Origin of the sequence: Solirubrobacter soli DSM 22325 (genome assembly GCF_000423665.1) — a bacterium.
GTDB lineage: Bacteria > Actinomycetota > Thermoleophilia > Solirubrobacterales > Solirubrobacteraceae > Solirubrobacter > Solirubrobacter soli.
Genome location: NZ_AUIK01000048.1, coordinates 1 through 20,311 on the forward strand (window position 1 = coordinate 1; position 20,311 = coordinate 20,311).

Annotated in this window: 21 protein-coding genes; 13 read left to right on the forward strand and 8 right to left on the reverse strand. The window is 71.9% G+C overall.

Annotation, left to right across the window (positions count from 1 at the left end; all coding sequences use genetic code 11):
• From G569_RS65615 to G569_RS0129135, 6 genes are all read left to right on the forward strand, one after another.
• The coding region (locus G569_RS65615; RefSeq protein WP_245602607.1) for a LuxR family transcriptional regulator at nt 1-1,683 on the forward strand (1,683 nt) is incomplete at its 5' end.
• Nucleotides 1,684-1,727: 44 nt separating this feature from the next.
• On the forward strand, nt 1,728-2,846 hold the full coding sequence (locus tag G569_RS0129115; RefSeq protein WP_028066025.1) for a glycosyltransferase: 1,119 nt from the start codon (nt 1,728-1,730) through the stop codon (nt 2,844-2,846).
• A gap of 40 nt (nt 2,847-2,886) precedes the next feature.
• Complete coding sequence (locus G569_RS0129120) at nt 2,887-3,408, forward strand: HdeD family acid-resistance protein (RefSeq protein WP_084285742.1); 522 nt, start codon at nt 2,887-2,889, stop codon at nt 3,406-3,408.
• Nucleotides 3,405-4,220 carry an alpha/beta fold hydrolase gene (locus G569_RS0129125; RefSeq protein ID WP_028066027.1) on the forward strand — a complete coding sequence of 272 codons (816 nt, stop codon included), beginning with the start codon at nt 3,405-3,407 and terminating at the stop codon, nt 4,218-4,220. Before G569_RS0129120 ends, G569_RS0129125 begins: the two co-directional genes overlap by 4 nt.
• Before the next feature lie 10 nt (nt 4,221-4,230).
• Nucleotides 4,231-6,759 (forward strand): MGH1-like glycoside hydrolase domain-containing protein, encoded by a 2,529-nt coding sequence (locus G569_RS52500; protein ID WP_037500084.1) that lies wholly within the window; start codon nt 4,231-4,233, stop codon nt 6,757-6,759.
• A complete protein-coding gene (locus G569_RS0129135; RefSeq protein ID WP_028066028.1) occupies nt 6,756-8,021 on the forward strand; it encodes an alpha-amylase family protein in 1,266 nt (421 codons plus the stop codon). Before G569_RS52500 ends, G569_RS0129135 begins: the two co-directional genes overlap by 4 nt.
• Here the strand turns inward: G569_RS0129135 and G569_RS0129140 are convergent.
• A complete protein-coding gene (locus G569_RS0129140; RefSeq protein WP_028066029.1) occupies nt 8,000-8,557 on the reverse strand; it encodes a dihydrofolate reductase family protein in 558 nt (185 codons plus the stop codon). The genes G569_RS0129135 and G569_RS0129140 overlap by 22 nt on opposite strands.
• Nucleotides 8,558-8,605: 48 nt before the next feature.
• On the opposite strand from G569_RS0129140, the gene pdxR reads away from it, so the two are divergent.
• The 3 genes from pdxR to G569_RS52505 are packed head-to-tail and all read left to right on the forward strand — an operon-like array spanning nt 8,606 to nt 11,641.
• Nucleotides 8,606-9,982 carry a MocR-like pyridoxine biosynthesis transcription factor PdxR gene (gene pdxR, locus G569_RS0129145; protein WP_028066030.1) on the forward strand — a complete coding sequence of 459 codons (1,377 nt, stop codon included), beginning with the start codon at nt 8,606-8,608 and terminating at the stop codon, nt 9,980-9,982.
• A gap of 22 nt (nt 9,983-10,004) precedes the next feature.
• Nucleotides 10,005-10,385, forward strand: coding sequence for a YciI family protein (locus G569_RS0129150; RefSeq protein ID WP_245602609.1), 381 nt, complete (start codon nt 10,005-10,007; stop codon nt 10,383-10,385).
• A 17-nt stretch (nt 10,386-10,402) separates the two neighbouring features.
• Nucleotides 10,403-11,641, forward strand: a complete 1,239-nt coding sequence (locus G569_RS52505; protein ID WP_053227133.1) for an RNA polymerase sigma factor — start codon at nt 10,403-10,405, stop codon at nt 11,639-11,641.
• Here the strand turns inward: G569_RS52505 and G569_RS52510 are convergent.
• On the reverse strand, nt 11,559-12,701 hold the full coding sequence (locus G569_RS52510; RefSeq protein WP_053227134.1) for a DNA polymerase domain-containing protein: 1,143 nt from the start codon (nt 12,699-12,701) through the stop codon (nt 11,559-11,561). The two genes, G569_RS52505 and G569_RS52510, sit on opposite strands and share 83 nt — an antisense overlap.
• 39 nt (nt 12,702-12,740) lie before the next feature.
• Between G569_RS52510 and deoC the strand changes: the two genes are divergently transcribed.
• The 3 genes from deoC to G569_RS0129175 all read left to right on the forward strand — a co-directional run bounded on the left by deoC (nt 12,741) and on the right by G569_RS0129175 (nt 15,947).
• Nucleotides 12,741-13,628 carry a deoxyribose-phosphate aldolase gene (deoC, locus tag G569_RS0129165; RefSeq protein WP_053227135.1) on the forward strand — a complete coding sequence of 296 codons (888 nt, stop codon included), beginning with the start codon at nt 12,741-12,743 and terminating at the stop codon, nt 13,626-13,628.
• A gap of 2 nt (nt 13,629-13,630) precedes the next feature.
• A complete protein-coding gene (locus G569_RS0129170; protein ID WP_028066033.1) occupies nt 13,631-15,088 on the forward strand; it encodes an aldehyde dehydrogenase family protein in 1,458 nt (485 codons plus the stop codon).
• Between the two features lie 64 nt (nt 15,089-15,152).
• Complete coding sequence (locus tag G569_RS0129175; protein ID WP_028066034.1) at nt 15,153-15,947, forward strand: aldehyde dehydrogenase family protein; 795 nt, start codon at nt 15,153-15,155, stop codon at nt 15,945-15,947.
• A 308-nt stretch (nt 15,948-16,255) separates the two neighbouring features.
• Here G569_RS0129175 and G569_RS0129185 read toward each other — a convergent pair whose 3' ends face one another.
• From G569_RS0129185 to G569_RS0129205, 5 genes are all read right to left on the reverse strand, one after another.
• Complete coding sequence (locus G569_RS0129185; RefSeq protein WP_028066035.1) at nt 16,256-16,558, reverse strand: hypothetical protein; 303 nt, start codon at nt 16,556-16,558, stop codon at nt 16,256-16,258.
• Nucleotides 16,555-16,860 (reverse strand): hypothetical protein, encoded by a 306-nt coding sequence (locus G569_RS0129190; protein ID WP_028066036.1) that lies wholly within the window; start codon nt 16,858-16,860, stop codon nt 16,555-16,557. Before G569_RS0129190 ends, G569_RS0129185 begins: the two co-directional genes overlap by 4 nt.
• Before the next feature lie 114 nt (nt 16,861-16,974).
• Nucleotides 16,975-17,562: a LuxR C-terminal-related transcriptional regulator gene (locus G569_RS66120; protein WP_211233121.1), complete on the reverse strand. Its 588-nt coding sequence runs from the start codon at nt 17,560-17,562 to the stop codon at nt 16,975-16,977.
• A 43-nt stretch (nt 17,563-17,605) separates the two neighbouring features.
• On the reverse strand, nt 17,606-18,022 hold the full coding sequence (locus G569_RS0129200; protein ID WP_169542275.1) for a response regulator: 417 nt from the start codon (nt 18,020-18,022) through the stop codon (nt 17,606-17,608).
• 32 nt (nt 18,023-18,054) lie between these two features.
• On the reverse strand, nt 18,055-18,636 hold the full coding sequence (locus tag G569_RS0129205) for a TetR/AcrR family transcriptional regulator (protein WP_028066038.1): 582 nt from the start codon (nt 18,634-18,636) through the stop codon (nt 18,055-18,057).
• Nucleotides 18,637-18,708: 72 nt separating this feature from the next.
• Between G569_RS0129205 and G569_RS0129210 the strand changes: the two genes are divergently transcribed.
• Nucleotides 18,709-19,230: a cupin domain-containing protein gene (locus tag G569_RS0129210; protein ID WP_028066039.1), complete on the forward strand. Its 522-nt coding sequence runs from the start codon at nt 18,709-18,711 to the stop codon at nt 19,228-19,230.
• 17 nt (nt 19,231-19,247) lie between these two features.
• On the opposite strand, the gene G569_RS52520 is transcribed toward G569_RS0129210, so the two are convergent.
• Nucleotides 19,248-19,907, reverse strand: a complete 660-nt coding sequence (locus G569_RS52520; protein WP_169542108.1) for an integrase core domain-containing protein — start codon at nt 19,905-19,907, stop codon at nt 19,248-19,250.
• Nucleotides 19,908-20,311 lie beyond the last annotated feature (404 nt).

Here is a 20,311-nt window from a genome sequence, read left to right on the forward strand (position 1 = left end):
TACGCCGGCGACGTCACCCACGCCGAGGAGCTCGCCGGCGAGGCGCTGCGGTTGGCGGGAGCGATGACGCGCGGGCCGGGCGCGAGCGGCGTGGGCGGCGCGAGCGGAGCGGCCGGCGTGGGCGGCCCCGCCGGCGTGGGCGGCCCCGCCGGCGTGGGCGGCCCCGCCGGCGTGGGCGGCCCCGCCGGCGTGGGCGGCCCCGCCGGCGCGAGCGGCCCCGCCGGCGTGGGCGGCGCCAGCGGCGGCGAGAGCCCGAGCGACGCGGCCGGCGCGGGCGACGCGAGCGGGCGCGCCGACTCGCTCGACGTGGTCGTCGCGCACGCCACGGCGATTCGCGGGGCGATCCGGGCGCATCGGGGGGAGCTCGACGCGGGGGAGCGGGACCTGGTCGAGGCCGCGCGGGCGCTGGCGGCGACGCGGCCGCGGATGGCGTTGCGGGTCGGAGCGCTCGCGTCCGAGACGGCCGCCCTCGCCGGTCGGCTCGACACGGCGATCGCGACCGCGCGTTGGACCGCGGCGCTGCCGGCCGCGAGCGATGAGGACCGGTCGGTCGTGGCGTTCATCAGCGGAATCGCGCGGACGCTCGACCATGACCCGGCCGGCGCGCGACCGTACTTCCACGACGCGCTGGCGCGGGGCCGCGGCGACTCGCAGCTGCTGACGTGGGCCGGGGTCGGCCTCGCCTACGCGGGCGACCTGGCCGGGTCGCGGCAGACGGTGTCGCGGGCCGTCGCGCTCGCTCGCGAGCGCGGGGCGATCGGCGACGTGGCGTTCGCTCTGCAGGCGCTGACGACCACCGAGCTGCTCGAGGGACGCTTCGCGGTCGCGGCGACCGACGCCGACGACGGGCTGAACCTCGCGCTCGAGAGCGGGGAGGACGGTGCCGCCGCCCACTGCCGAGCGCTGACCGCCTGCCTGGCCGCGATCCGCGGCGACCCGGACGAGGCCGAGCGGCTCGCGACCGAGGCGACGCGTTACCCGGTGCGCACCGCGCAGGAGTCGGCGCAGCGCGCGCTCGCGCTGCTCGACCTCGCGAGCGGGCGGTTCGACAGCGCGTACGAGCGTCTGCACGCGCAGTTCACCGCACCCACCTCCCACCCGGCGCGACGCCTGTGGTTCGCCGGCGATCTGGTCGAGGCCGCGGTCGGCGCGCAGCGCCTGGCGCGAGACGCCTATGACGAGCTCTCCACCTGGGCGACGGCGGCGGACTCGCCGTGGTGGAGCGCGCTCGCCGCGAACGCGCGCGTCCAACTCGAAGGCGAGGACGCCTACGAGCACGCGTTGGAAGCGCACGCGCGCATCTCGCTCCCGTTCGAACGCGGGCGACTCGAGCTGCGCATGGGCGAGCTGTTGCGCCGCCGGCGCCGGCGCACCGACAGCCGCCACCACCTCCGCGCCGCGCTCGACCTCTTCGCCCAGCTCGGCGCGAAGCCCTGGGAGCAGCGGGCCGCCAACGAGCTCAGAGCCACCGGCGAGACCGCCCGCAAGCGCGACGCGAGCACGCTCGACGACCTCACCCCACAGGAGCTGCAGATCGCGCGGATGGTCGCCGAGGGCGCGACGAACCGCGACATCGCGGGCCGTCTGTTCCTCAGCCCGCGCACCGTCGACTACCACCTGCGCAAGGTCTTCCAGAAGCTGAGCGTCACCTCGCGCACGCAACTGGCGGCGCTCGACTGGTGATTTCGCCGGTGCGAGCAAACCCGTTCGCCGGGACGCTTCGCACCATGAGTTCACACGTCACGATCCTCGCCGCCGGGACGCGCGGCGACGTGCAGCCCTCCGTCGCCCTGGCGCTCGGGCTGCTCGACGCGGGACACGACGTCACGCTGGCCGCGAACGCCGAGTTGGAAGCGTTCATCACGGCCTACGACGTCCCGTTCAGCCCGCTCGCCACACCCACAGGGAGCGAGGGTGTGCGCCGGATGCTCGACGACGCGTGGGTCGCCGCGCAGGACACCGACGCGATCGTCGCCCACCCCAAGACGCTCGCCGGCCCGCACCTCGCCGAGCGCCTCGGCGTGCCCTCCTTCGCCGCCGCGCCCGTCCCGATGCTCACCCCCACCCGCGTCTTCCCCGTGCCCGGCCTCGTCAAGGCGCCGACGCTCGGCCCCACGCTCAACAAGGCCAGCTACCGCCTGGCCAAGGCCTCAGAGCGCACCTTCAAGGGCACCGTCGCTTCGTGGCGCGAGGAAACACTCGACCTCCCACACGCTCCGCACGGAGTCGAAGCGCCGACGCTCTACGCCTACAGCGAGACCGTCCTCCCGCGACCGAGCGACTGGAACAGCGACACGACCGTCACCGGCTACTGGTTCCTCGGGCCCGCGCCGGACTGGACGCCCGACCCCAAGCTGCGGCGCTTCCTCGGCACCGGCGCGCCGCCGGTCTACGTCGGCTTCGGCAGCATGCCGACCGACCGCAAGACCGGCCCGCGCGTCGTCGACGCCCTCCGCACGGCCGGCGTGCGCGGTCTGATCGCCGGCCTCGAGATCGAGCCCGCCGACGACATGCTCGCGATCGGCGACGTCCCGCACGAGTGGCTGTTCGAGCGCGTCGCGGCGACCGTCCACCACGGCGGGGCGGGAACCGTCGGCGCCGGCCTGCGCGCCGGCAAGCCCGCGGTGATCGTCCCGCAGGCCGCCGACCAGCCCTTCTGGGCGCGCGCGGTCCACGCGACCGGCGCCGCACCCGCGCCCGTGGGGCGCCTCGACGATCTCGCCGAGGCGATCCGCGACGCCCTGATCCGCGCACCCATCGCCGCCGACCTCGGCCGCGTCCTGCGCCGCGAGCACGGCGTCGCGACCGCGATCGCCGCGCTCGCCCCCGCGCCCGTGCGCGTCTGACCTTCCTCCCCGCAAGTCCCTCAACCCACAAGGAGTTCCCATGCACGCTCTCTCCCGGGGCCATGCCGCCGTGCGCGGCCTGGCCGCCACCGCCCTCGGCCTGACCTTCGCGGTCTGGCCGGGCATCACCATCGGCACCGTCATCGCGCTGTTCGCGATCTACACCGTGTTCGACGCCGGCGTGTCGATCTACCAGTCGTTCAAGGTCGACGAAGGCCGCGGCCTGCTCTGGCTGCGCGCGGCGATCGAGCTCGTCGCCGCCGGCGTCGCCGTGTTCTACCCCGGCGCCACCGCGGCGATCATGACCGTGGTCATCGGCATCTACGCGATCACGCTCGGCGGCGGCGAGCTCGCGATCATCCGCCGCCTCGGCATCGACGGCCTCGGCTGGGAGGCCGCGGGTGCTGTGCTGGCGATCATGACCGGCGTCACGTTGATCGTGTGGCCGGGCATCGGCGCGGTCACGCTGGCCGTCGTCTTCGGCCTGTACCTCGCGATCTACGGCGTCCTGCTGATGGTCGCGGCCGCGATGACCCCGCGCGGCGAGGCGGTGACGGCGTGAGCACGTTCCTGTTCGTCCACGGCGCCTGGCACTCCGCGGCGCATTGGAACAAGGTCGCCGAGGAGCTCACGCGCCGCGGCCATCGCGTCCACGCGCTCGACCTGCCCGGCTCCGGCCTCGACGCCGACGTCCCCGCGTCCTACCTGCGCAACGACTTCGACGCGCTCGAGTCCGAGCCGTCGCCGATCGGCGGCGTCAAGCTGAGCGACTACCGCGACGCGATCGTCGCCGAGGTCCGGCGCCTGGGCCGCGTCACGCTCGTCGGGCACAGCTTCGGCGGCCTCGCGATCACGCAGGCGGCCGAGGTCGTCCCCGAGCTGATCGAGCGGCTGGTCTACCTCACCGCCTACGTTCCCGCGCTGCAGCCCAACGGCGCCGCGCTGGCGGGGCTGCCGGAGGGCGCCTCGAGCATCTCCGGCGCGATCCTCGTCGGCGACCCGATGGCCACCGGCGCGATGCGGATCAACCCGCGCAACGCCGACCCCGAGTACGTCGAGAAGGGCCGGCTCGCGCTCTACGGGGACGTCTCGACCGAGGAGTACCAGCGGTTCGCGACCTACCTGAACCCGGACCTGCCGATGGCGGTCGCCTTCGACGACGCCCGCGGCACCCCCGAGCGCTGGGGCAACGTCCCGCGCACGTTCATCCGCACGACCCAGGACCGGACGGTGCCGCTGGCGCTGCAGGACCGGATGATCGCCGAGGCCGACGCGTACACGCCTCACAACCGGTTCGAGGTGCATTCGCTGCCCTCCAGCCATTCGCCCTTCGCGTCGATGCCCGACCGACTGGCGGAGGTGCTCGCGGCGTAGGCTCCGCCGCATGACCCCGGAGCACACGCGCCTGGACGAGTCTCGGACAGGCGCGGTCCCCTGGAAGGCATGGGGGCCGTACCTGTCCGAGCGCCAGTGGGGAACCGTCCGCGAGGACGACAGCGCGTCCGGCGATGCCTGGAACTTCCTCACGCATGACCAAGCCCGTTCTCGCGCCTACAAGTGGGGCGAGGACGGGCTCGCCGGCATCTGCGACGACCGCCAGCGGCTGTGCCTGGCGCTCGCGCTCTGGAACGGGCAGGACCCGATCCTCAAGGAGCGCATGTTCGGCCTCACCAACAGCGAGGGCAACCACGGCGAGGACGCCAAGGAGTACTGGTTCTACCTCGACTCGACGCCGACGCACTCCTACCTGAAGTGCCTCTACAAGTACCCGCAGCGGGCGTTCCCGTACGCGGACCTGGTGGCCGAGAACGGCCGCCGCGGCAAGCAGGACTTCGAGTACGAGCTGCTCGACACCGGGATCTTCGACGACGACCGCTACTTCGACGTGGTCGTCGAGTACGCGAAGGCCGCGCACGACGACATCCTGATGCGCGTCACCGCCCACAATCGCGGGCCGGACGCCGCGCCGTTGCATCTCCTGCCGACGCTGTGGTTTCGCAACACGTGGTGGAACGGCGGCGAGAAGCCCTCGATCGCGCGAGGGGTGGCGACCCACGCCGAGCTCGGCGACTGGCGCTTCATCACCGACGGCGAGCTCTGGTACTGCGAGAACGAGGACGGCGACAAGGCCGCGATCAACGACCACCTGCTGCACGGCGGGCCCGTGCAGCAGCAGGGGACCAAGTGCGCGGCGCACCACGCCCTCGACATCCCCGCCGGCGAGTCGCGCGAGATCCGCGTGCGCCTCACCGCCCGCACGGAGGACGTCGACTTCGACACGGTCTTCGCCGCCCGCATCGAGGAGGCGGACGCGTACTACGCGACGCTGATCCCGCAGACGCTCGACACCGACCGCACCAACGTCATGCGCCAGGCGCTCGCCGGCCTGCTGTGGGGGAAGCAGTACTACGAGTACGACGTCCACCAGTGGCTGAGCCGGCACGGCGTGAACCCGTGGAGCCCGAACGCGCCGGACGTGCGCAACGTCGGCTGGTTCCACATGGTGGCCGGCGACGTCATCTCGATGCCGGACAAGTGGGAGTACCCGTGGTTCGCGGCGTGGGACCTGGCGTTCCACTGCGCGCCGCTCTCGCTGGTCGACGTCGACTTCGCCAAGGAGCAGGTCGAGCTGCTCCTGCACACCCGCTACATCCACCCCAACGGGCAGATCCCCGCCTACGAGTGGAACTTCTCCGACGTCAACCCGCCGGTGACGGCGTGGGCCGCGCTGTGGGTCTTCCAGCGCGAGGCGGAGATCCGCGGCGAGGGCGATCGCACGTGGCTCGCCCGCATCTTCCAGCGCCTGCTGACGAACTTCACCTGGTGGGTGAACCGCAAGGACCCCGACGGGCGCAACCTCTTCCAGGGCGGCTTCCTCGGCCTCGACAACATCGGCATCTTCGACCGCTCCGCCCCGCTGCCCGGCGGCGGGACGCTGCGTCAGGCCGACGGCACCGCGTGGATGGCGCTCTACTGCCAGTGGATGCTGCAGATCGCGGTCGAGCTCGGACGCGACGATCAGAGCTACGCCGACATCGCGCTGAAGTTCGTCACCCACTTCGCCTGGATCGCCATCGCGCTCAATCCACCCGGCGCCGACACGCCGCTGTGGGACGAGGAGGACGGCTTCTTCTACGACATCATGCGGATGCCCGACGGAACGACGATCCCGCTGCGCGTCCGCTCGCTCGTCGGCCTGCTGCCGATGTGCGCGGCGACCGTGTTCGAGCCCGAGATCCTCGACGGCCAGCCCGGTCTGGTCGAGCGCGCGCTGCAGTTCGCCGAGCACTTCGGCGACAGCGTCCCCGCGCTCGCCCACCTCCCCGGCCCGAACCCGATCGGCCGCCGCCTGCTGGCGCTCGTGAACGAGCAGCAGCTGCGTCAGATCCTGACCGTGATGCTCGACGAGGACGAGTTCCTCTCCCCACACGGCATCCGCGCGATCTCCAAGGTCCACGAGGAGCACCCGTACACGTTCGACTGGGACGGCAACCACTACGAGGTCAAATACCTCCCGGCCGAGTCCGACAGCGGCATGTTCGGCGGCAACTCGAACTGGCGCGGCCCGGTCTGGTTCCCGATGAACCTCGTGATCCTGCGGGCGCTGTTCAACCTCAACCGCTACTACGGCGACGACTTCAAGATCGAGTTCCCGACCGGGTCGGGCGAGCTGATGAACCTGCGCGAGGTCGCGCTGGCGATCAGCCGCCGGCTGTCGCGGACGTTCCTGCGCGGGGAGGACGGCAAGCGGCCCGTGTACGGCGGCATCGAGACGTTCCAGACGGACCCGCACTGGCGCGACCTGATCCTGTTCCACGAGTACTTCCACGGCGACAACGGCGCCGGGCTGGGCGCCTCGCACCAGACCGGCTGGACGGGCGCGGTGGCGACCGTGCTGCGGATCTCCGGATGAGGATCTACGAGGTCAACACCGCGCTCCTCCGTACGCCGCTCGAGGACGTCGACTGGTCCTTCGTGCCCGACGTCGACGCGGTCTGGCTGATGGGCGTGTGGGAGCGCTCGCCCGCGGGGATGGCGATCGCGCTCGACGACCCGGGGCTGATGGCGGGGATGCGCGCCGCCGTGCCGGACCTGCGCGCGGACGACGTGATCGGCTCGCCGTACTGCGTGCGCGACTACGTCGTCGACCCCCGCTTCGGCGACCTCGCGGCCGCCCGCGCCAAGCTCGCCGAACGCGGCCTGAAGCTGATCCTCGACTACGTCCCCAACCACGTCGCGCCCGATCACCCGTGGGTTCCCGAGCACTGCATCCGCGGGACGGAGGAGGATCTGGCGCGCGACCCCGTCTCGTGGCTGCGGGTCGGCGACGCGATCGTCGCCCGTGGCCGCGACCCGTACTTCCCGGCGTGGCCGGACGTCGTCCAGCTCGACGCGTTCTCGCCCGGCCTGCGCGCCGCGGCGCGGGAGCTGCTCGCGCACCTGGCGACGCTGTGCGACGGCGTGCGCTGCGACATGGCGATGCTGATGACCAACGAGGTCTTCGCCCGCACCTGGCACCGCGAGCCGCCGCCCACAGAGTTCTGGCCCGACGTGTTCGACGACCGGCTGACCTTCATCGCCGAGGCCTACTGGGACATGGAGTGGGCGCTGCACCAGCAGGGCTTCGACTACGCGTACGACAAGCGGCTCTACGATCGCCTCGCGCACGAGGACGCCGCGTCGGTGCGCGCCCACCTCGCCGCCGACGCGTCCTACCTGCTGCGCTTCATCGAGAACCACGACGAGCCGCGCGCCGCCGCCGTGTTCGGCGAGCGGGCGCGGGCCGCGGCGGTGATCCTCGCCACCGTGCCCGGCGGCAAGCTCTACCACCACGGGCAGTTCGACGGCGCGCGCGTGAAGGTCCCGGTCTTCCTCGCCCGCGGGCCGGTCGAGGCGCCGGACGACGCGCTGCACGAGTTCTACTCGCGCATCGTCGGCCTGCGGGTCACGGACTGGCGACTGCTCGACACCGATCACCCGCAGCTGCTCGCCTGGGCGTTCTCCGACCACGTGGTCGCGGTCAACTTCGGCCCCACCGAGCTCTGGAGCCGGATCCGCGTCGACCTCGACGCAGCGCTCACGGACGTCCTCACGGGCCTCACCTACGAGCGCTCAGGCCCCGAGCTGATCGTCGGCCTGCCGCCCTGGGGCGCTCACCTCTTCACGGTCTCGTAGCTGAGGATCACGATCCCGTTGCTGAGCGCGGTCGTGTCGACCAGGTCGAAGTGCGTCGCGGGCGAAGGGCCGAACAGCAGGTCGCCGGGCGCGGCCGAGCCGACGATCAGCGGGTGGAACCAGAGCCGCAGCTCGTCGAGCATGCCGTGCTCGAGCAGCAGGCGCGAGACGACGCCGTAGCCGTACTGGACGATGTCCTTGCCGGGCGCCTCCTTGAGCCGCCGGATCTCACCCACGACGTCGCCGCCGATCACGTGCGTGTTGGCCCACTCCGGGTCTTTGAGCGTCGTCGAGACGACGTACTTCGGCGCCGTGTTGATGTGGTCGGAGAACGGGTCGCCGGACCGCGTCGGCCAGACCGGGGCGAAGCCGTCGTAGGTGCGGCGGCCCATCAGGAACGCGTCGCACGAGAGCCCCAGCTTCGTCTGGATCTCGTCGCCGCGCGGGTCGCTCGGGCGGCCAAGCGACGGCCACAGGTGCGGACCCTCCACGACACCGTCGAGGCTGATGTAGGTCGAGTTGATGATCTTCCGCATGGGAACCGAGGGTTCCACGGATTGGACCTCGGGATAAGATCCGATCCAGTGCTGTTGGAGAGGACCAATTCGCTGCTGGTCCAGCTGACGCGCGACTCCGGCGTCGCGTTGCACCGGCAGATCGAGGCGTCGATCCGCGACGCGATCCGCAGCGGCCGGCTGCCGCGCGGCAGCTCGCTCCCGCCCACCCGCGGGCTGGCGGACGAGCTCGGCGTGTCCCGCGGCGTGGTCGTCGAGGCCTACCAGCAGCTGATCGCCGAGGGCTATCTGGCGAGCCGGTCCGGCGGGTACACGCGGGTGGCGATCGGCCGCGAGGAAGCCGCGATCTCGCCCTCGCCGGTCCCGCAGACGGCGGCACGGATCGACTTCTGCCCCTGCCGCGCCGACGGCTCCCAGTTCCCCCGCGCGGCGTGGTTGCGCTCGCTGCGGCGCGTGCTCACGACCGTGTCCGACGAGGAGTTCGGCTACGTCGACGGCCGCGGCGCGCCGGCGCTGCACGACGCGCTCGCGGCGTATCTGAACCGCGTCCGCGGAACGTCCGCGCAGCCTGGGCAGATCCTCGTCTGCAACGGGTATGCGCAGGGCATCGGGCTGTTGATCGGAGCGCTCGTCGCGTCCGGGGCGAAGCGGATCGCGCTCGAGGACCCGTCGGCGGACGACGACGCGCTGCCGCTCGCACGCGCCGCCGGACTGGAGGTCGTCGGCGTGCCGGTGGACGAGGACGGCATCCGGGTCGACGCCCTGCCGGGCGCCGACGCGCTCGTCCTCACGCCCTCGCACCAGTGGCCGACCGGCGCGGTCCTCTCCCCGGAGCGGCGCGCCGCGGTGCTGCGCTGGGCGCGGGAGACGGGGGCGCTCGTGATCGAGGACGACTACGACGCCGAGTACCGCTACGACCGCGCGCCGATCGGCGCGATGCAGGGGCTCGCTCCCGACCTCGTCGCCTACGCCGGGACCGCGAGCAAGACGCTGGCGCCCGGCCTGCGACTCGGCTGGCTCGTCCTGCCGCCGCGGCTGGTCGACGCGGTCACCGAGGCCAAGAAGCTCGCCGACCGCGGCTCGCCGGTGCTCGACCAGCTGGCGTTCGCGGACTTCGTCGCCCGCGGCGAGTTCGACCGCCACCTGCGCCGCATGCGCCCGCTCTACCGGCGGCGCCGCGACGCGCTGCTGGCCGCCCTGCGCACGCACGCCCCGCAGCTCGAGCCGGCGGGCATCGCGGCGGGCCTGCACCTGGTCGCCTACCTCCCGGACGGCGTCGACGAGCGGGCGGTGGTCGAGGCGGCCGCGCGCCACGGTGTCGCGCTCCACGGCCTCGCGCCCTACCGGATCGCCCACGACGGCCGGCCGGGCCTGCTGTTCGGGTACGCGACGCTCGACGAACGCGCGATCGACGACGGCGTCCGCACCCTCGCCGATCTGCTGTGAGCTGTCCCCTCGGGACGTCGCCGTGCATCTAGAGGTGGACATCGAGGCCAAGGAGGCCAGCACCGTGAAGTACGCCCTGCTCATCTATCCCGAACCCGGCTCGCACGAGGCCCTCTCCGAAGCGGAGTACGCGTCCGTGAACCGCGAGTACTTCGCGGTGCGCGACGAGGCCGGGGTCATCGACGGCGGCCATCTCCAGCCCGTCCACACCGCGACCACCGTGCGGATGCAGGACGGCGAGACGCTGATGACCGACGGGCCGTTCGCCGACACCCGCGAGGTCATCGGCGGCTACTACATCTTCGAAGCCGACAACCTCGACAGCGCGCTCGAACTGGCGGCGCGCATCCCCGCCGTCCGCCTCGGCGGCGCGGTCGAGGTCCGGCCCCTGGTGGAGTACTAGCCGAGGTCGCAGGCGGCGTGATCGAGCACATCTTCCGCACGGAATGGGCTCGTGTCCTGGCGCATCTGACCGGGTTCCTCGGCGACGTCGACGCCGCCGAGGAAGCCGCTCAGGAGGCGTTCGCGACCGCGGCTGCCCGCTGGCCGCGCGACGGGGTGCCGAGCAATCCGCGGGCGTGGCTGATCACCACGGCCCGCAACCACGCCCTCGCCCGGATACGCCGCGAACGAACCCTCGCCGCCAAGGTCCGCCGGCTCGATCCGGAGCCCACCACGGAGCTCGACATGTCGTTCGACGCCACCATCCCGGATGAGCGCCTGGAGCTGATCTTCACCTGTTGTCACCCGGCGCTGGCCGCCGAGGCGCAGGTCGCGCTCACGCTGCGTGCCCTGCTCGGGCTCACGACCGAGGAGATCGCCGCCGCGTTCCTCGTCTCCGAGGAGACGATGAAACGCCGCCTGACGCGCGCCAAGGCCAAGATCCGCGACACCCGCATCCCGTTCGTCGTCCCGGCCGATCACCTCCTGCCGGACCGCCTGAAGTCCGTCCTGGCGATCGTCTACCTCATCTACAACGAGGGCTACGGCGGCCGGATCGACCTCGCGGTCGAGGCGATCCGGCTCGGGCGCATCCTGTGCGAGCTGATGCCCGACGAGCCGGAGGCCCGCGGACTGCTCGCCCTCATGCACCTGCACCACAGCCGACGCGCCGCCCGCTACGCCGGTGGGGAGCTCGTGCGGCTCCGCGACCAGGACCGCTCGCTCTACGACGAGGCCGAGATCGCCGCCGGCCGTGCCGAGCTGGACCGCGCCATCGCCATGCTCGGGCGCGGGTCCTATGTGCTCCAGGCGGCGATCGCGTCGCTCCAGCTCGAGCCCGAGATCGATTGGCCCCAGATCGCGGCGCTGTACGCACAGCTGGCTCAGCTCACGCGTTCGCCCGTGGTCGAGCTCAACCGCGCGGTCGCCATCGCGGAGGCGGGCGACCCGCAGGCCGCGCTCGAGCTCGTCGACGGCCTCGAACTCGGCGGCTACCGCTACCTGCACTCGACCCGGGCCGACCTCCTCCGTCGGCTGGGACGCGTCGAGGAGGCGCGCTCGGCCTACGCGCTGGCTCTGCCGCTGGCCCGCACCGACCCCGAGCGCCAGTTCCTGACCCGCCGCCTGGCGGAACTCAGCTCTCCTCCCAGTCCTCCTCGTAACCCTGGCCCGTGCGGGGCTTTGAGCCGAACCCGCGCTGGCCCTGGGACTGGCTGAGCGTGATGCCGGGCGGCGGCCCGCCGGGCTGCGGGTCACCGATCCGCCCGCGCTGGGCCGCGTCGCGGGACGGCTGCACGCGCTTGGGCTCGCCGCGCTGCTTGGGGAAGTGCGGCGGCCACGGCGCGTCGCCGAGCCCGCCCTCCTCGTCGCGGCGGGCGAGGTCGAGCAGCTGGTCGAGCGAGCCGGGCTCGACGTCGATGTCCGCGGCGGGATCGCCGACCGTCCTGAGGCGCTCCGGGACGGTGTCGATGCGCAGGTCGCCCGGCTCAGCGTCCGGGACCTCGTCCCACGCGAGCGCGCACGACACCCGCGCGTCGGGAGTGGGGCGCACCGAGTAGCCGGAGGCGACGGTGCGGTCGCGCGCGTTCTGGTTGTAGTCGACGAAGACGCCGTGGCGTTCCTCTTTCCACCACTTGCTGGTCGCGAGGTCGGGCGCGCGCCGCTCGACCTCCCGCGCGAGCGCCAGGGCCGCGCGGCGGACCTCGATGTACTCGTGGACCGGTTCGATCCGCACGTTGACGTGGATGCCCTTCGAGCCCGAGACCTTCGGGTAGCCGCGCAGGCCGTGCTCGGTCAGCACCTCGTTGACGACCATCGCGGTCCTGCGGACCTCGGTCCAGCCGACGCCGGGCGTCGGGTCGAGGTCGACCCGGAGCTCGTCCGGGTGGTCGAGGTCGGAACGGCGCACCGGATGCGGGTTGAAGTCGATGTTGCCGAGGTTGACCGCCCACGCGAGGTGCGCCTCGTCGTTGGCGACGAGCTCCTCCGCCGTGCGGCCGGACGGGAACGCCACCGTCGCGGTCTGCAGCCACTCCGGGATGTTCTTCGGCACCCGCTTCTGCCAGATCGGCTCCTCCTCGATGCCGTTGACGAAGCGCTTGAGCACCCCCGGGCGCTCGCGCAGGTGGATCAGCACGGCGTCGGCGGCGGTCAGGTAGTACTCGACCAGGTCGAGCTTGGTCCAGCCGGGCTTGGGGAAGTAGACCTTGCCCGGGTTCGAGAGCCGGACCTCGCGCCCGGCGACCTCGAGCATCGTGTACTCGCTCTTGGCGGCCATCTGTAGTGAGCCTACGGGTCGCGTGCGACACTGCGACACATGAGCCGTTCCCTCACCCCCGTCAACCGGGTCGGGGTCGACGAACGTGCCGCAGCGCTCGGGCGCCGCTCGATCAAGACCACCGCGAAGCGCGAAGGCATCCGGATCGCGACGTCGATGATCGACCTGACGACGCTCGAGGGCGCGGACACGCCGGGCAAGGTCCGCCACCTGTGCGCGAAGGCCGTCTGCCCGGACCCCTCCCGGCCCGAGATCCCCTCCTGCGCCGCCGTCTGCGTCTATCCCGCGCTGGTCGGCGTCGCCGCCGAGGCGCTGCGCGGCACCGGCGTGCAGGTCGCGTCCGTGTCGACCGGCTTCCCCGCCGGCCAGACGTCGCTTGCCATCAAGGTCGAGGAGACCCGCGAGGCGGTCGCCGCGGGCGCCACCGAGATCGACATGGTCATCTCCCGCGAGGCGTACCTGGCGGGAGACGACGCCCGTGTCGCGCGCGAGATCGAGGCCGTCAAGGAGGCGTGCGGCGACGCGCACCTGAAGGTGATCCTCGAGACGGCCGAGCTGCCGACCTACGCGCATGTCCGGCACGCGTCCGAGCTGGCGATCTCCGCGGGCGCCGACGTGATCAAGACCTCGACCGGCAAATCGACCTCCGGCGCCACGCCGGGCGTCGTCCTGGTGATGCTCGAGGTGGTGCGCGACCACCTGTGGAAGACGGGTCGCGTCGTCGGCGTGAAGGCCGCGGGCGGCGTGTCCAACACCAAGTCCGCGCTGCACATGCTCGTGCTGGTCAAGGAGACGCTCGGCGACGACTGGCTGACGCCGGACCGCTTCCGGATCGGCGCCTCGTCGCTGCTCAACGACCTGCTGATGCAGTACGCCAAGCTGGACGGCGGCCACTACGGGCGCGCCGAGGACTTCTCGAAGGAGTAGTGATGGCGACCCTGGAGCGCACCACCCTGCAGTGGGACTACGCGCCGGCGCCGGAGTCGCGCGACGCGGCACCGCTGAAGGAGTCCTACGACCTGTTCATCGACGGCGCGTTCGTGGCGCCGACCGACGGCACGCGCGTCGAGACGATCAACCCGGCGACCGAGGAACCGTTGGCGTCGGTGGCGTTCGCGGGCGAGGAGGACGTGGCGCGGGCCGTCGCCGCCGCCCGCGCCGCGGCGCCGAAGTGGGCGGCGCTGCCCCCGCTCGAGCGCGGCAAGTACCTGTTCCGCATCGCCCGGCTGATCCAGGAGCGCTCGCGGGAGCTGGCGATCGTCGAGTCGCTCGACGGCGGCAAGCCGATCCGCGAGTCGCGCGACGTGGACATCCCGCTCGCCGCCGCGCACTTCTTCTCCTACGCGGGCTGGGCGGACAAGCTGTCGTACGCCGTCAGCGGGCGGTCGTATGCCCCGCGCGGCGTCGTCGGTCAGGTCGTCCCGTGGAACTTCCCGCTGCTGATGGCGGCGTGGAAGCTCGCGCCCGCGTTGGCGTGCGGGAACACCGCCGTGCTCAAGCCGGCCGAGACGACGCCGCTGACGGCGTTGCTGCTCGCCGAGATCTGCTTGGAGGCCGACCTCCCGCCGGGCGTGGTGAACATCGTCACGGGCGACGGGTCGGCGGGCGCCGCGCTGGTGCGGTCGGAGGTCGACAAGGTCGCGTTCACCGGCTCGACCGCGGTCGGCAAGGAGATCCAGCGGGCACTGGCGGGCACGGGACGAGGCTTGACCCTGGAGCTCGGCGGCAAGTCGGCGAACATCGTGTTCGAGGACGCCGCGCTCGACCAGGCGGTCGAGGGCATCATCGAGGGGATCTTCTTCAACCAGGGCCACGTGTGTTGCGCGGGGTCGCGGCTGCTGCTGCAGGAGAGCGTCGCCGAGGAGGTCGTGCGGCGGCTGTGGGCGCGGATGGAGCGCCTGCGGGTCGGCGACCCGCTCGACAAGAACACCGACGTGGGCGCGATCAACTCCGCGGCGCAGCTGGAACGGATCGCTTCGCTGGTCGCCGAGGGCGAGCGCGAGGGCGCGACGCGCCGCTCGATCTCGTGTGCGCTGCCCGAGCAGGGCTACTGGTTCCCGCCGACCATGTTCCTGAACGTCGCCCCGGCCAACCGGATCGCGGTCGAGGAGATCTTCGGCCCGGTCGTGTCGGTGACGACGTTCCGCACGCCGGCCGAGGCGGTCGAGCGCGCGAACAACAGCGCCTACGGGTTGGCCGCGGGCGTGTGGACCGACAACGGCTCCAAGGCGTTCGAGGTCGCGGGCAAGCTACGGGCGGGCGTCGTCTGGCAGAACACGTACAACAAGTTCGATCCGACGGCCGCGTTCGGCGGCTACAAGGAGAGCGGGTTCGGGCGCGAGGGCGGCCCGTCGGGGCTGCTGCCGTACCTGAAGGTGTCGTCGTGAGCGAGCCTGGCAACCGCCCCCAAGGCACCAGCCGTACGGTTTCAGGCATTCCGGGGGTCGCGTCGTGAGCCAACGTCGCGCCGTCGCCAAGACGTACAAGCTCTACGTGGGAGGCGCGTTCGTGCGCTCTGAGTCCGGCCGGACCGACCCGATCGAGGGCGTCAACGTGCCGCGCGGGTCGCGCAAGGACGTGCGCGACGCGGTCAAGGCCGCCCGCGCCGGCTTCGGCGGGTGGGCCAAGAAGACGGCGTACAACCGCGGCCAGGTGCTGTATCGGTTCGCGGAGGCGCTGGAGTCCCGGTCCGCCGAGCTGTCGGGCGGGACCGACGAGATCGACCAGGCGGTCGACCTGCTCGTCCACTACGCGGGCTGGACCGACAAGCTCGCGGTCGTGATGGGCGGGATCAACCCGGTCGCCGGCCCGCACCTCTCGTTCTCGACCCCCGAGCCGACGGGTGTCGTCGCCGTGCTGGCGCCCGATTCGCCCGACGTGCTGGGCGTCATCCGTGAGGTCGCCCCGGTGCTCGCCGCGGGCAACTCCGCGGTCGTGCTCGTCTCGCGGACGTCGCCGCTGCGGGCGTTGGACCTCGGCGAGATCGCGGGCGTGTCGGATGTGCCCGGCGGCGTCCTGAACCTGTTGGCGGGGCGCATGGAGGAGTTGCTGACGCCGCTGTGCGGCCATCGCGACGTCAACGCGATCGTCGACGCGACCGGCGATGCCTCGTTGGCGTTGCAGATCGACGAGCTGGCGGCGGAGACGGTCAAGCGCGTCTCGCGTCCGGCGCCGGACGCCGACCCGCTGTCGCGGCTGGAAGCGGTCATGGAGCTCAAGACCGCCTGGCACCCCGTCGGCACCTGAACTCCCTGGAGGGCGGCGTCGGCGGTGATAATGTCAAGTGCAGCACGTCCCGCGAGCGTTCGCGCTCCTACCTCGTATGGGCGCCCCCAGGAGCGAGAGGAGCGTCGTTCATGACGCCACCAAAGAATCCCGCGGGTCAGGCAACTCGTCCGCGATCCGCGTCACCCGCGGAACGCAGCGCGGAACTGGCCGACGTTCAGCGTCGCCTCAAGCAGGAAGCCGCCGACCGGCGAGTCGTGGCGGCTGAGCGCGCCGACAGCCAGCCTCCCAAGGCGCCCGTCCGCGGGCCGCGCAGGCGCGGCTGACATCTAGCCGTGTTGCTGGGTGGCCAGTAGCACCCCGGCGCGGTTCTGGTGGACCTGCTCGTAGGCGAGCACCGCCTCGAGCCGCTCCGGTCCGGCGCCGTCGAGGCCGAACCGCACTCCGTCGACGTCGAGCGCGTCGTAGCCCGGCCACGGCTCTTTGCCGAGCAGCGCATCGATGTCCGCGACGATCGGGCCGCGGTTCTGGTGGCCGCGCTCATAGTCGCCGAGCGTCGCGAGGGCAGTGGGTGAGAGCGTGCGAAGGTGTCCGCGCACCTGCTCCACGCTCAGCTGGTCATACCGGGTCATGAGTCCTCCGACAGCGCGGCCGCGGGGAAGACGTACCGCTGCGGGACGCGTCCGTGGCCGGAAGGCGCGTCGTGCCCGACTCGATACTGCCCCCTTCCACGACTGGTGGTCGTGCGGGTCTCGGGTCGGCCGCCGTGATCGATGACCCACGCCTCGATCGCCGCGGACGGCGTCCCTTCGGCGAGGATCGCGGCGCGCTCGATGATCGCGTCGCCGTCACCATGCGGCCTCGACAAGCGGGTCACGGCAGCGACGATCCCCGCCTCGGAATGACGTGTGTCGGGGGACTTGCTGGCGGGCATGTGCCCTCCTGATCGGGGCGACGGCCGGCGCCGCGCGTCGCTACGGCTGGGCGGAGGTCGTCTAGGACGCTGCGAGGAATCGACAGCGAACCCCAACCCTACCGCAGGGTGACTTCACAGCTCGACCAGTCCGCCGGTGAGCGCCTTGGCCACGAGGTGCGCACGCGAGCGTGCGCCGAGCTTCAACATGGCCTTGCGGACGTGCGTCTTGACCGTCTCCTCGGAGATCACGAGCTCCGCCGCGATCTCGGCGCTCGTCTCGCCGAGCGCCACGCGGCGGACGACCTCTCGCTCGCGCCGCGACAGCGTGCCGCCCTGCTCCTCGCCGGTCCTCCGGAAGTGGGCGCCCCAGCGCGACGTGGTCAGCGCGACGAACAGCACCAGCCGCCGGCCCGTCGCGATCTCGGTGCTGCCCGCGAACTGCACGCCGATCTCGCGTCCGTCGGCGTGCACCAACGCCGCCTCACCCGTGAATCGCCCTTCGGCGAGCGCCTGCTGCCATTCGTCGAACGTGACGAGCGCCCCGCCGACGACGAAGGTGTAGAGCGTGTGGCCGCGCAGGGCGTCGCGCGTCCGGCCCAGCAGGTGCACGAAGGCCGCGTTGGCGTCGACGATGCGGCGCTCCCCGTCGACCAGCACCATCGGGTTCCGCGACTGGCTGAACGCGCTCGCGAACAACGCCGACCATCCATCGGCGGGCATGGCCTGAGCGTTTCAGGCGCCGCGGCGCCCGGCATCGCCCCGTTCAGGTGATTTCGCGGACCCGCAGCGGCCGCAGGAACGGCCTGAGGTCGATCTGCGGCAGCCGCCGCTTGGCGACGAAGCCGCGTGCGCCGCTCCCCGCGATCCGGTCCGCGGCGTCCGCGTAGTGCTCCTCCGCCGACACCAGCAGGACGGGCAGCTTCGGGAACGCCTGGGTGAGCGTGCGCGCGACGTCGAACCCGCTCTCGACGCCGAGCGCCACGTCGACCACCACGAGGTCGGGCTCCGACGCGCTGACCAGCATCAGGGCCGTCGCCCCGCAGGAAGCCTCCGCGACCACGTCCCAGCCGCGCACGGTGAACAGGTCACGCGCGGCGCCGCGGAAGCTCGCGTGATCGTCGACGATCACGACACGGGGACGCGCAGCGGGCATCCCATCAGCCTGCACCACGTCGGCCATGCCGCCCATACCGTGGACGGGGGATCTGGGGTTCACGCAGTTGGCGCGCTGACGACTGAAGCCATCACCGCGACCGCATCGGCGCGGTCGAGGCCGCGCTCGTGCAGCGTCCGCCAGGCGTAGAAGTCCAGCGCGAGGCCGATCGTCGCCCGCTGCCGCGTGGTCGCATCGACTCCGAGCAGGGTCTCCTCGACCGCTGCGAGGTAGGCGTGGCGGCCCTGCTGGATCTCGGCGATGATCGGCATCGCCTCGATGTCGCGCAGGACCGAGCTCAGCATCGGCTCGACCTGCTCGTACCAGGCGTACAGGGCGTCGAGCGCGGCCTCGACGCGTGCTGACGGGTCGGCGATGTTCGCCCACCTGGCGAGATCCGGCACCGGGTTGCGCTCCGCCCACGTGCCCGAGCAGCCGAGCATCAGCGTGCGCTCGTCGGGGAAGTGCCGGTAGACGGTCGCGCGCCGGACGCCCGCCCGCTCGGCGATCGCGGAGATCGTCGTGCGCGCCGGGCCGACCGTGCCGTGCAGCGCGATCGCGGCGTCGATCACGCGCTGGCGGGTCGCCTCCTCGGACGCCGCGCGGGCCTTCTTCTCGTATCGGCGCTTTTCAGTAGACATCGATGTTCGCTGAATCTTGACACAGCCGCAGGACATCTCTACGCTTTTCGGCGTACACGGATGTTCACTCAAATGGAGACGCAGATGACCACGACCCTCACCCCGAAGATCGTCGGCCCGGCCGACGGCGGCTCCGTGACGCTGCAGACGATCGGCGTCCGCTTCATGATCCCGGGCGCCGACACCGAGACCCGCTTCTCGCTCGTCGAGCACCCGATGCCCCCGCGCGGCCTCGCCGCCCCACTGCACCGCCACAACCGCGAGGACGAGTACAGCTTCGTGCTCGAGGGCCGCATGGGCGCCCTGCTCGGCGACGACGTCGTCGAGGCCGGCCCAGGCGATCTCGTCTACAAGCCCCGCGGCCAGTGGCACACGTTCTGGAACGCCGGCGACGAGCCCGCCCGCATCCTCGAGATCATCTCCCCCGCGGGCTTCGAGCAGTTCTTCGCCGAGCTCGGCCCGATCGCCGCCGGCGGCGCCCCTGACCCTGAGGCGATGGGCGAGCTGTGCGCCCGCTACGCCCTCGACATGCAGCCGGAGAGCGTCGGCGAGCTCTGCGAGCGCTTCGGCCTCTGGTTCCCCGGCGTCGACTAGGTGTCCTGCCCGCGGAGTTAGTGGACGCGGGTGATGGGTGCTCGGCCGCCTGCGGCGCTGTGAGGTCGGTAGCGGTTGAAGTATCGGATGAATGAGCTCAGGGCGCGGTCGCGGGTGGCGCTGTCGGGCCAGAGGCGGCCGTGGGCCCATTCGTCTTCGAGGGTGCCGAAGAAGCGCTCGATCTTCCCGTTCCAGCGCGGCGTGTAGGGCGGGATGAGGATGTGACGGGCGCCGAGCTCGCTGAGCGTGTCGCCAAAGGCGTGGCTGCGCGAGTAGCACTTGGCGTTGTCGCTCATGACCGCCTCCACGGGGCCGCAGCCCTGCTCGAGAAACCAGCGCGCGGCGCGGCGCAGCACGATCGAGACGTTCGCGCCGTTCTCGGCGCTGTGCAACTCGGCATAGACCAGGCGCGTGTGATCGTCTTGGACGGCGATCACGACGGTCTTGCCGAGGTTGCGCGCCCGGTCGTGCTTGTCACGATCGCCGGTCACGCGATGCCCGGGCGTCAGGAATTTCGGGGCGCTGTAGGCATCGATGTGCAACAGCGCGCCGGGCTGGCTCCACTCAAAGCGCCGAAAAGTCTGCCGCCGGCCGCGCCGGCGACGCGACACGCCGTGGCGCCAGAGCACCTTCCAGATCGTTGAGCGGTGCCGACCCGTCAACGCCGCCAGCCGCATCGGGCCCCAATTGGTGCGCTCCCGCGCTCGCACGATCAGCGCTTGCTCCTCACCGCTCAGCTGCCACGGACACGACGCAGGCACCGGACGCCGCGGCGCCAGACAGCTGAAGTCCGCCCGCCCGGCCTCGTCGGCCTGCGCCCACCGATCAGCCTGCACCTTCACCGTCGTCGGCGAACACGCCATCGACCGCGCGATCGAACGCAACGACTCCCCGGCCTCGCGACGACGGACCATCTCGATCCGCGCCGCCAGTCCGAACCTGCATCTACGGTCTTGCACTGTCCGGTCCCTTTCCACTCGCTGAGCTGGCTCGCACCTCTCAGCGTCCGGCAGGGACCGGACAACTCTCCCCTAGATCAATTGATCACTGTCCAGCAAGACCGCGGGCAGGACAACTAGGC

What these genes read in the sequence shown, in the direction of transcription:
- G569_RS0129210 (WP_028066039.1), top strand. Translation starts at nt 18,709, where the DNA reads ATGGAGACGCAGATGACCACGACCCTCACCCCGAAGATCGTCGGCCCG.
- G569_RS0129135 (WP_028066028.1), top strand. Translation starts at nt 6,756, where the DNA reads ATGAGGATCTACGAGGTCAACACCGCGCTCCTCCGTACGCCGCTCGAG.
- deoC (WP_053227135.1), top strand. Translation starts at nt 12,741, where the DNA reads ATGAGCCGTTCCCTCACCCCCGTCAACCGGGTCGGGGTCGACGAACGT.
- G569_RS52500 (WP_037500084.1), top strand. Translation starts at nt 4,231, where the DNA reads ATGACCCCGGAGCACACGCGCCTGGACGAGTCTCGGACAGGCGCGGTC.
- G569_RS66120 (WP_211233121.1), bottom strand. Translation starts at nt 17,562, where the DNA reads ATGCCCGCCGATGGATGGTCGGCGTTGTTCGCGAGCGCGTTCAGCCAG.
- G569_RS0129205 (WP_028066038.1), bottom strand. Translation starts at nt 18,636, where the DNA reads ATGTCTACTGAAAAGCGCCGATACGAGAAGAAGGCCCGCGCGGCGTCC.
- G569_RS52520 (WP_169542108.1), bottom strand. Translation starts at nt 19,907, where the DNA reads ATGCGGCTGGCGGCGTTGACGGGTCGGCACCGCTCAACGATCTGGAAG.
- G569_RS0129185 (WP_028066035.1), bottom strand. Translation starts at nt 16,558, where the DNA reads ATGACCCGGTATGACCAGCTGAGCGTGGAGCAGGTGCGCGGACACCTT.
- G569_RS52510 (WP_053227134.1), bottom strand. Translation starts at nt 12,701, where the DNA reads ATGGCCGCCAAGAGCGAGTACACGATGCTCGAGGTCGCCGGGCGCGAG.
- G569_RS0129115 (WP_028066025.1), top strand. Translation starts at nt 1,728, where the DNA reads ATGAGTTCACACGTCACGATCCTCGCCGCCGGGACGCGCGGCGACGTG.
- G569_RS0129120 (WP_084285742.1), top strand. Translation starts at nt 2,887, where the DNA reads ATGCACGCTCTCTCCCGGGGCCATGCCGCCGTGCGCGGCCTGGCCGCC.
- G569_RS0129140 (WP_028066029.1), bottom strand. Translation starts at nt 8,557, where the DNA reads ATGCGGAAGATCATCAACTCGACCTACATCAGCCTCGACGGTGTCGTG.
- G569_RS0129170 (WP_028066033.1), top strand. Translation starts at nt 13,631, where the DNA reads ATGGCGACCCTGGAGCGCACCACCCTGCAGTGGGACTACGCGCCGGCG.
- G569_RS0129200 (WP_169542275.1), bottom strand. Translation starts at nt 18,022, where the DNA reads ATGGCCGACGTGGTGCAGGCTGATGGGATGCCCGCTGCGCGTCCCCGT.
- G569_RS0129190 (WP_028066036.1), bottom strand. Translation starts at nt 16,860, where the DNA reads ATGCCCGCCAGCAAGTCCCCCGACACACGTCATTCCGAGGCGGGGATC.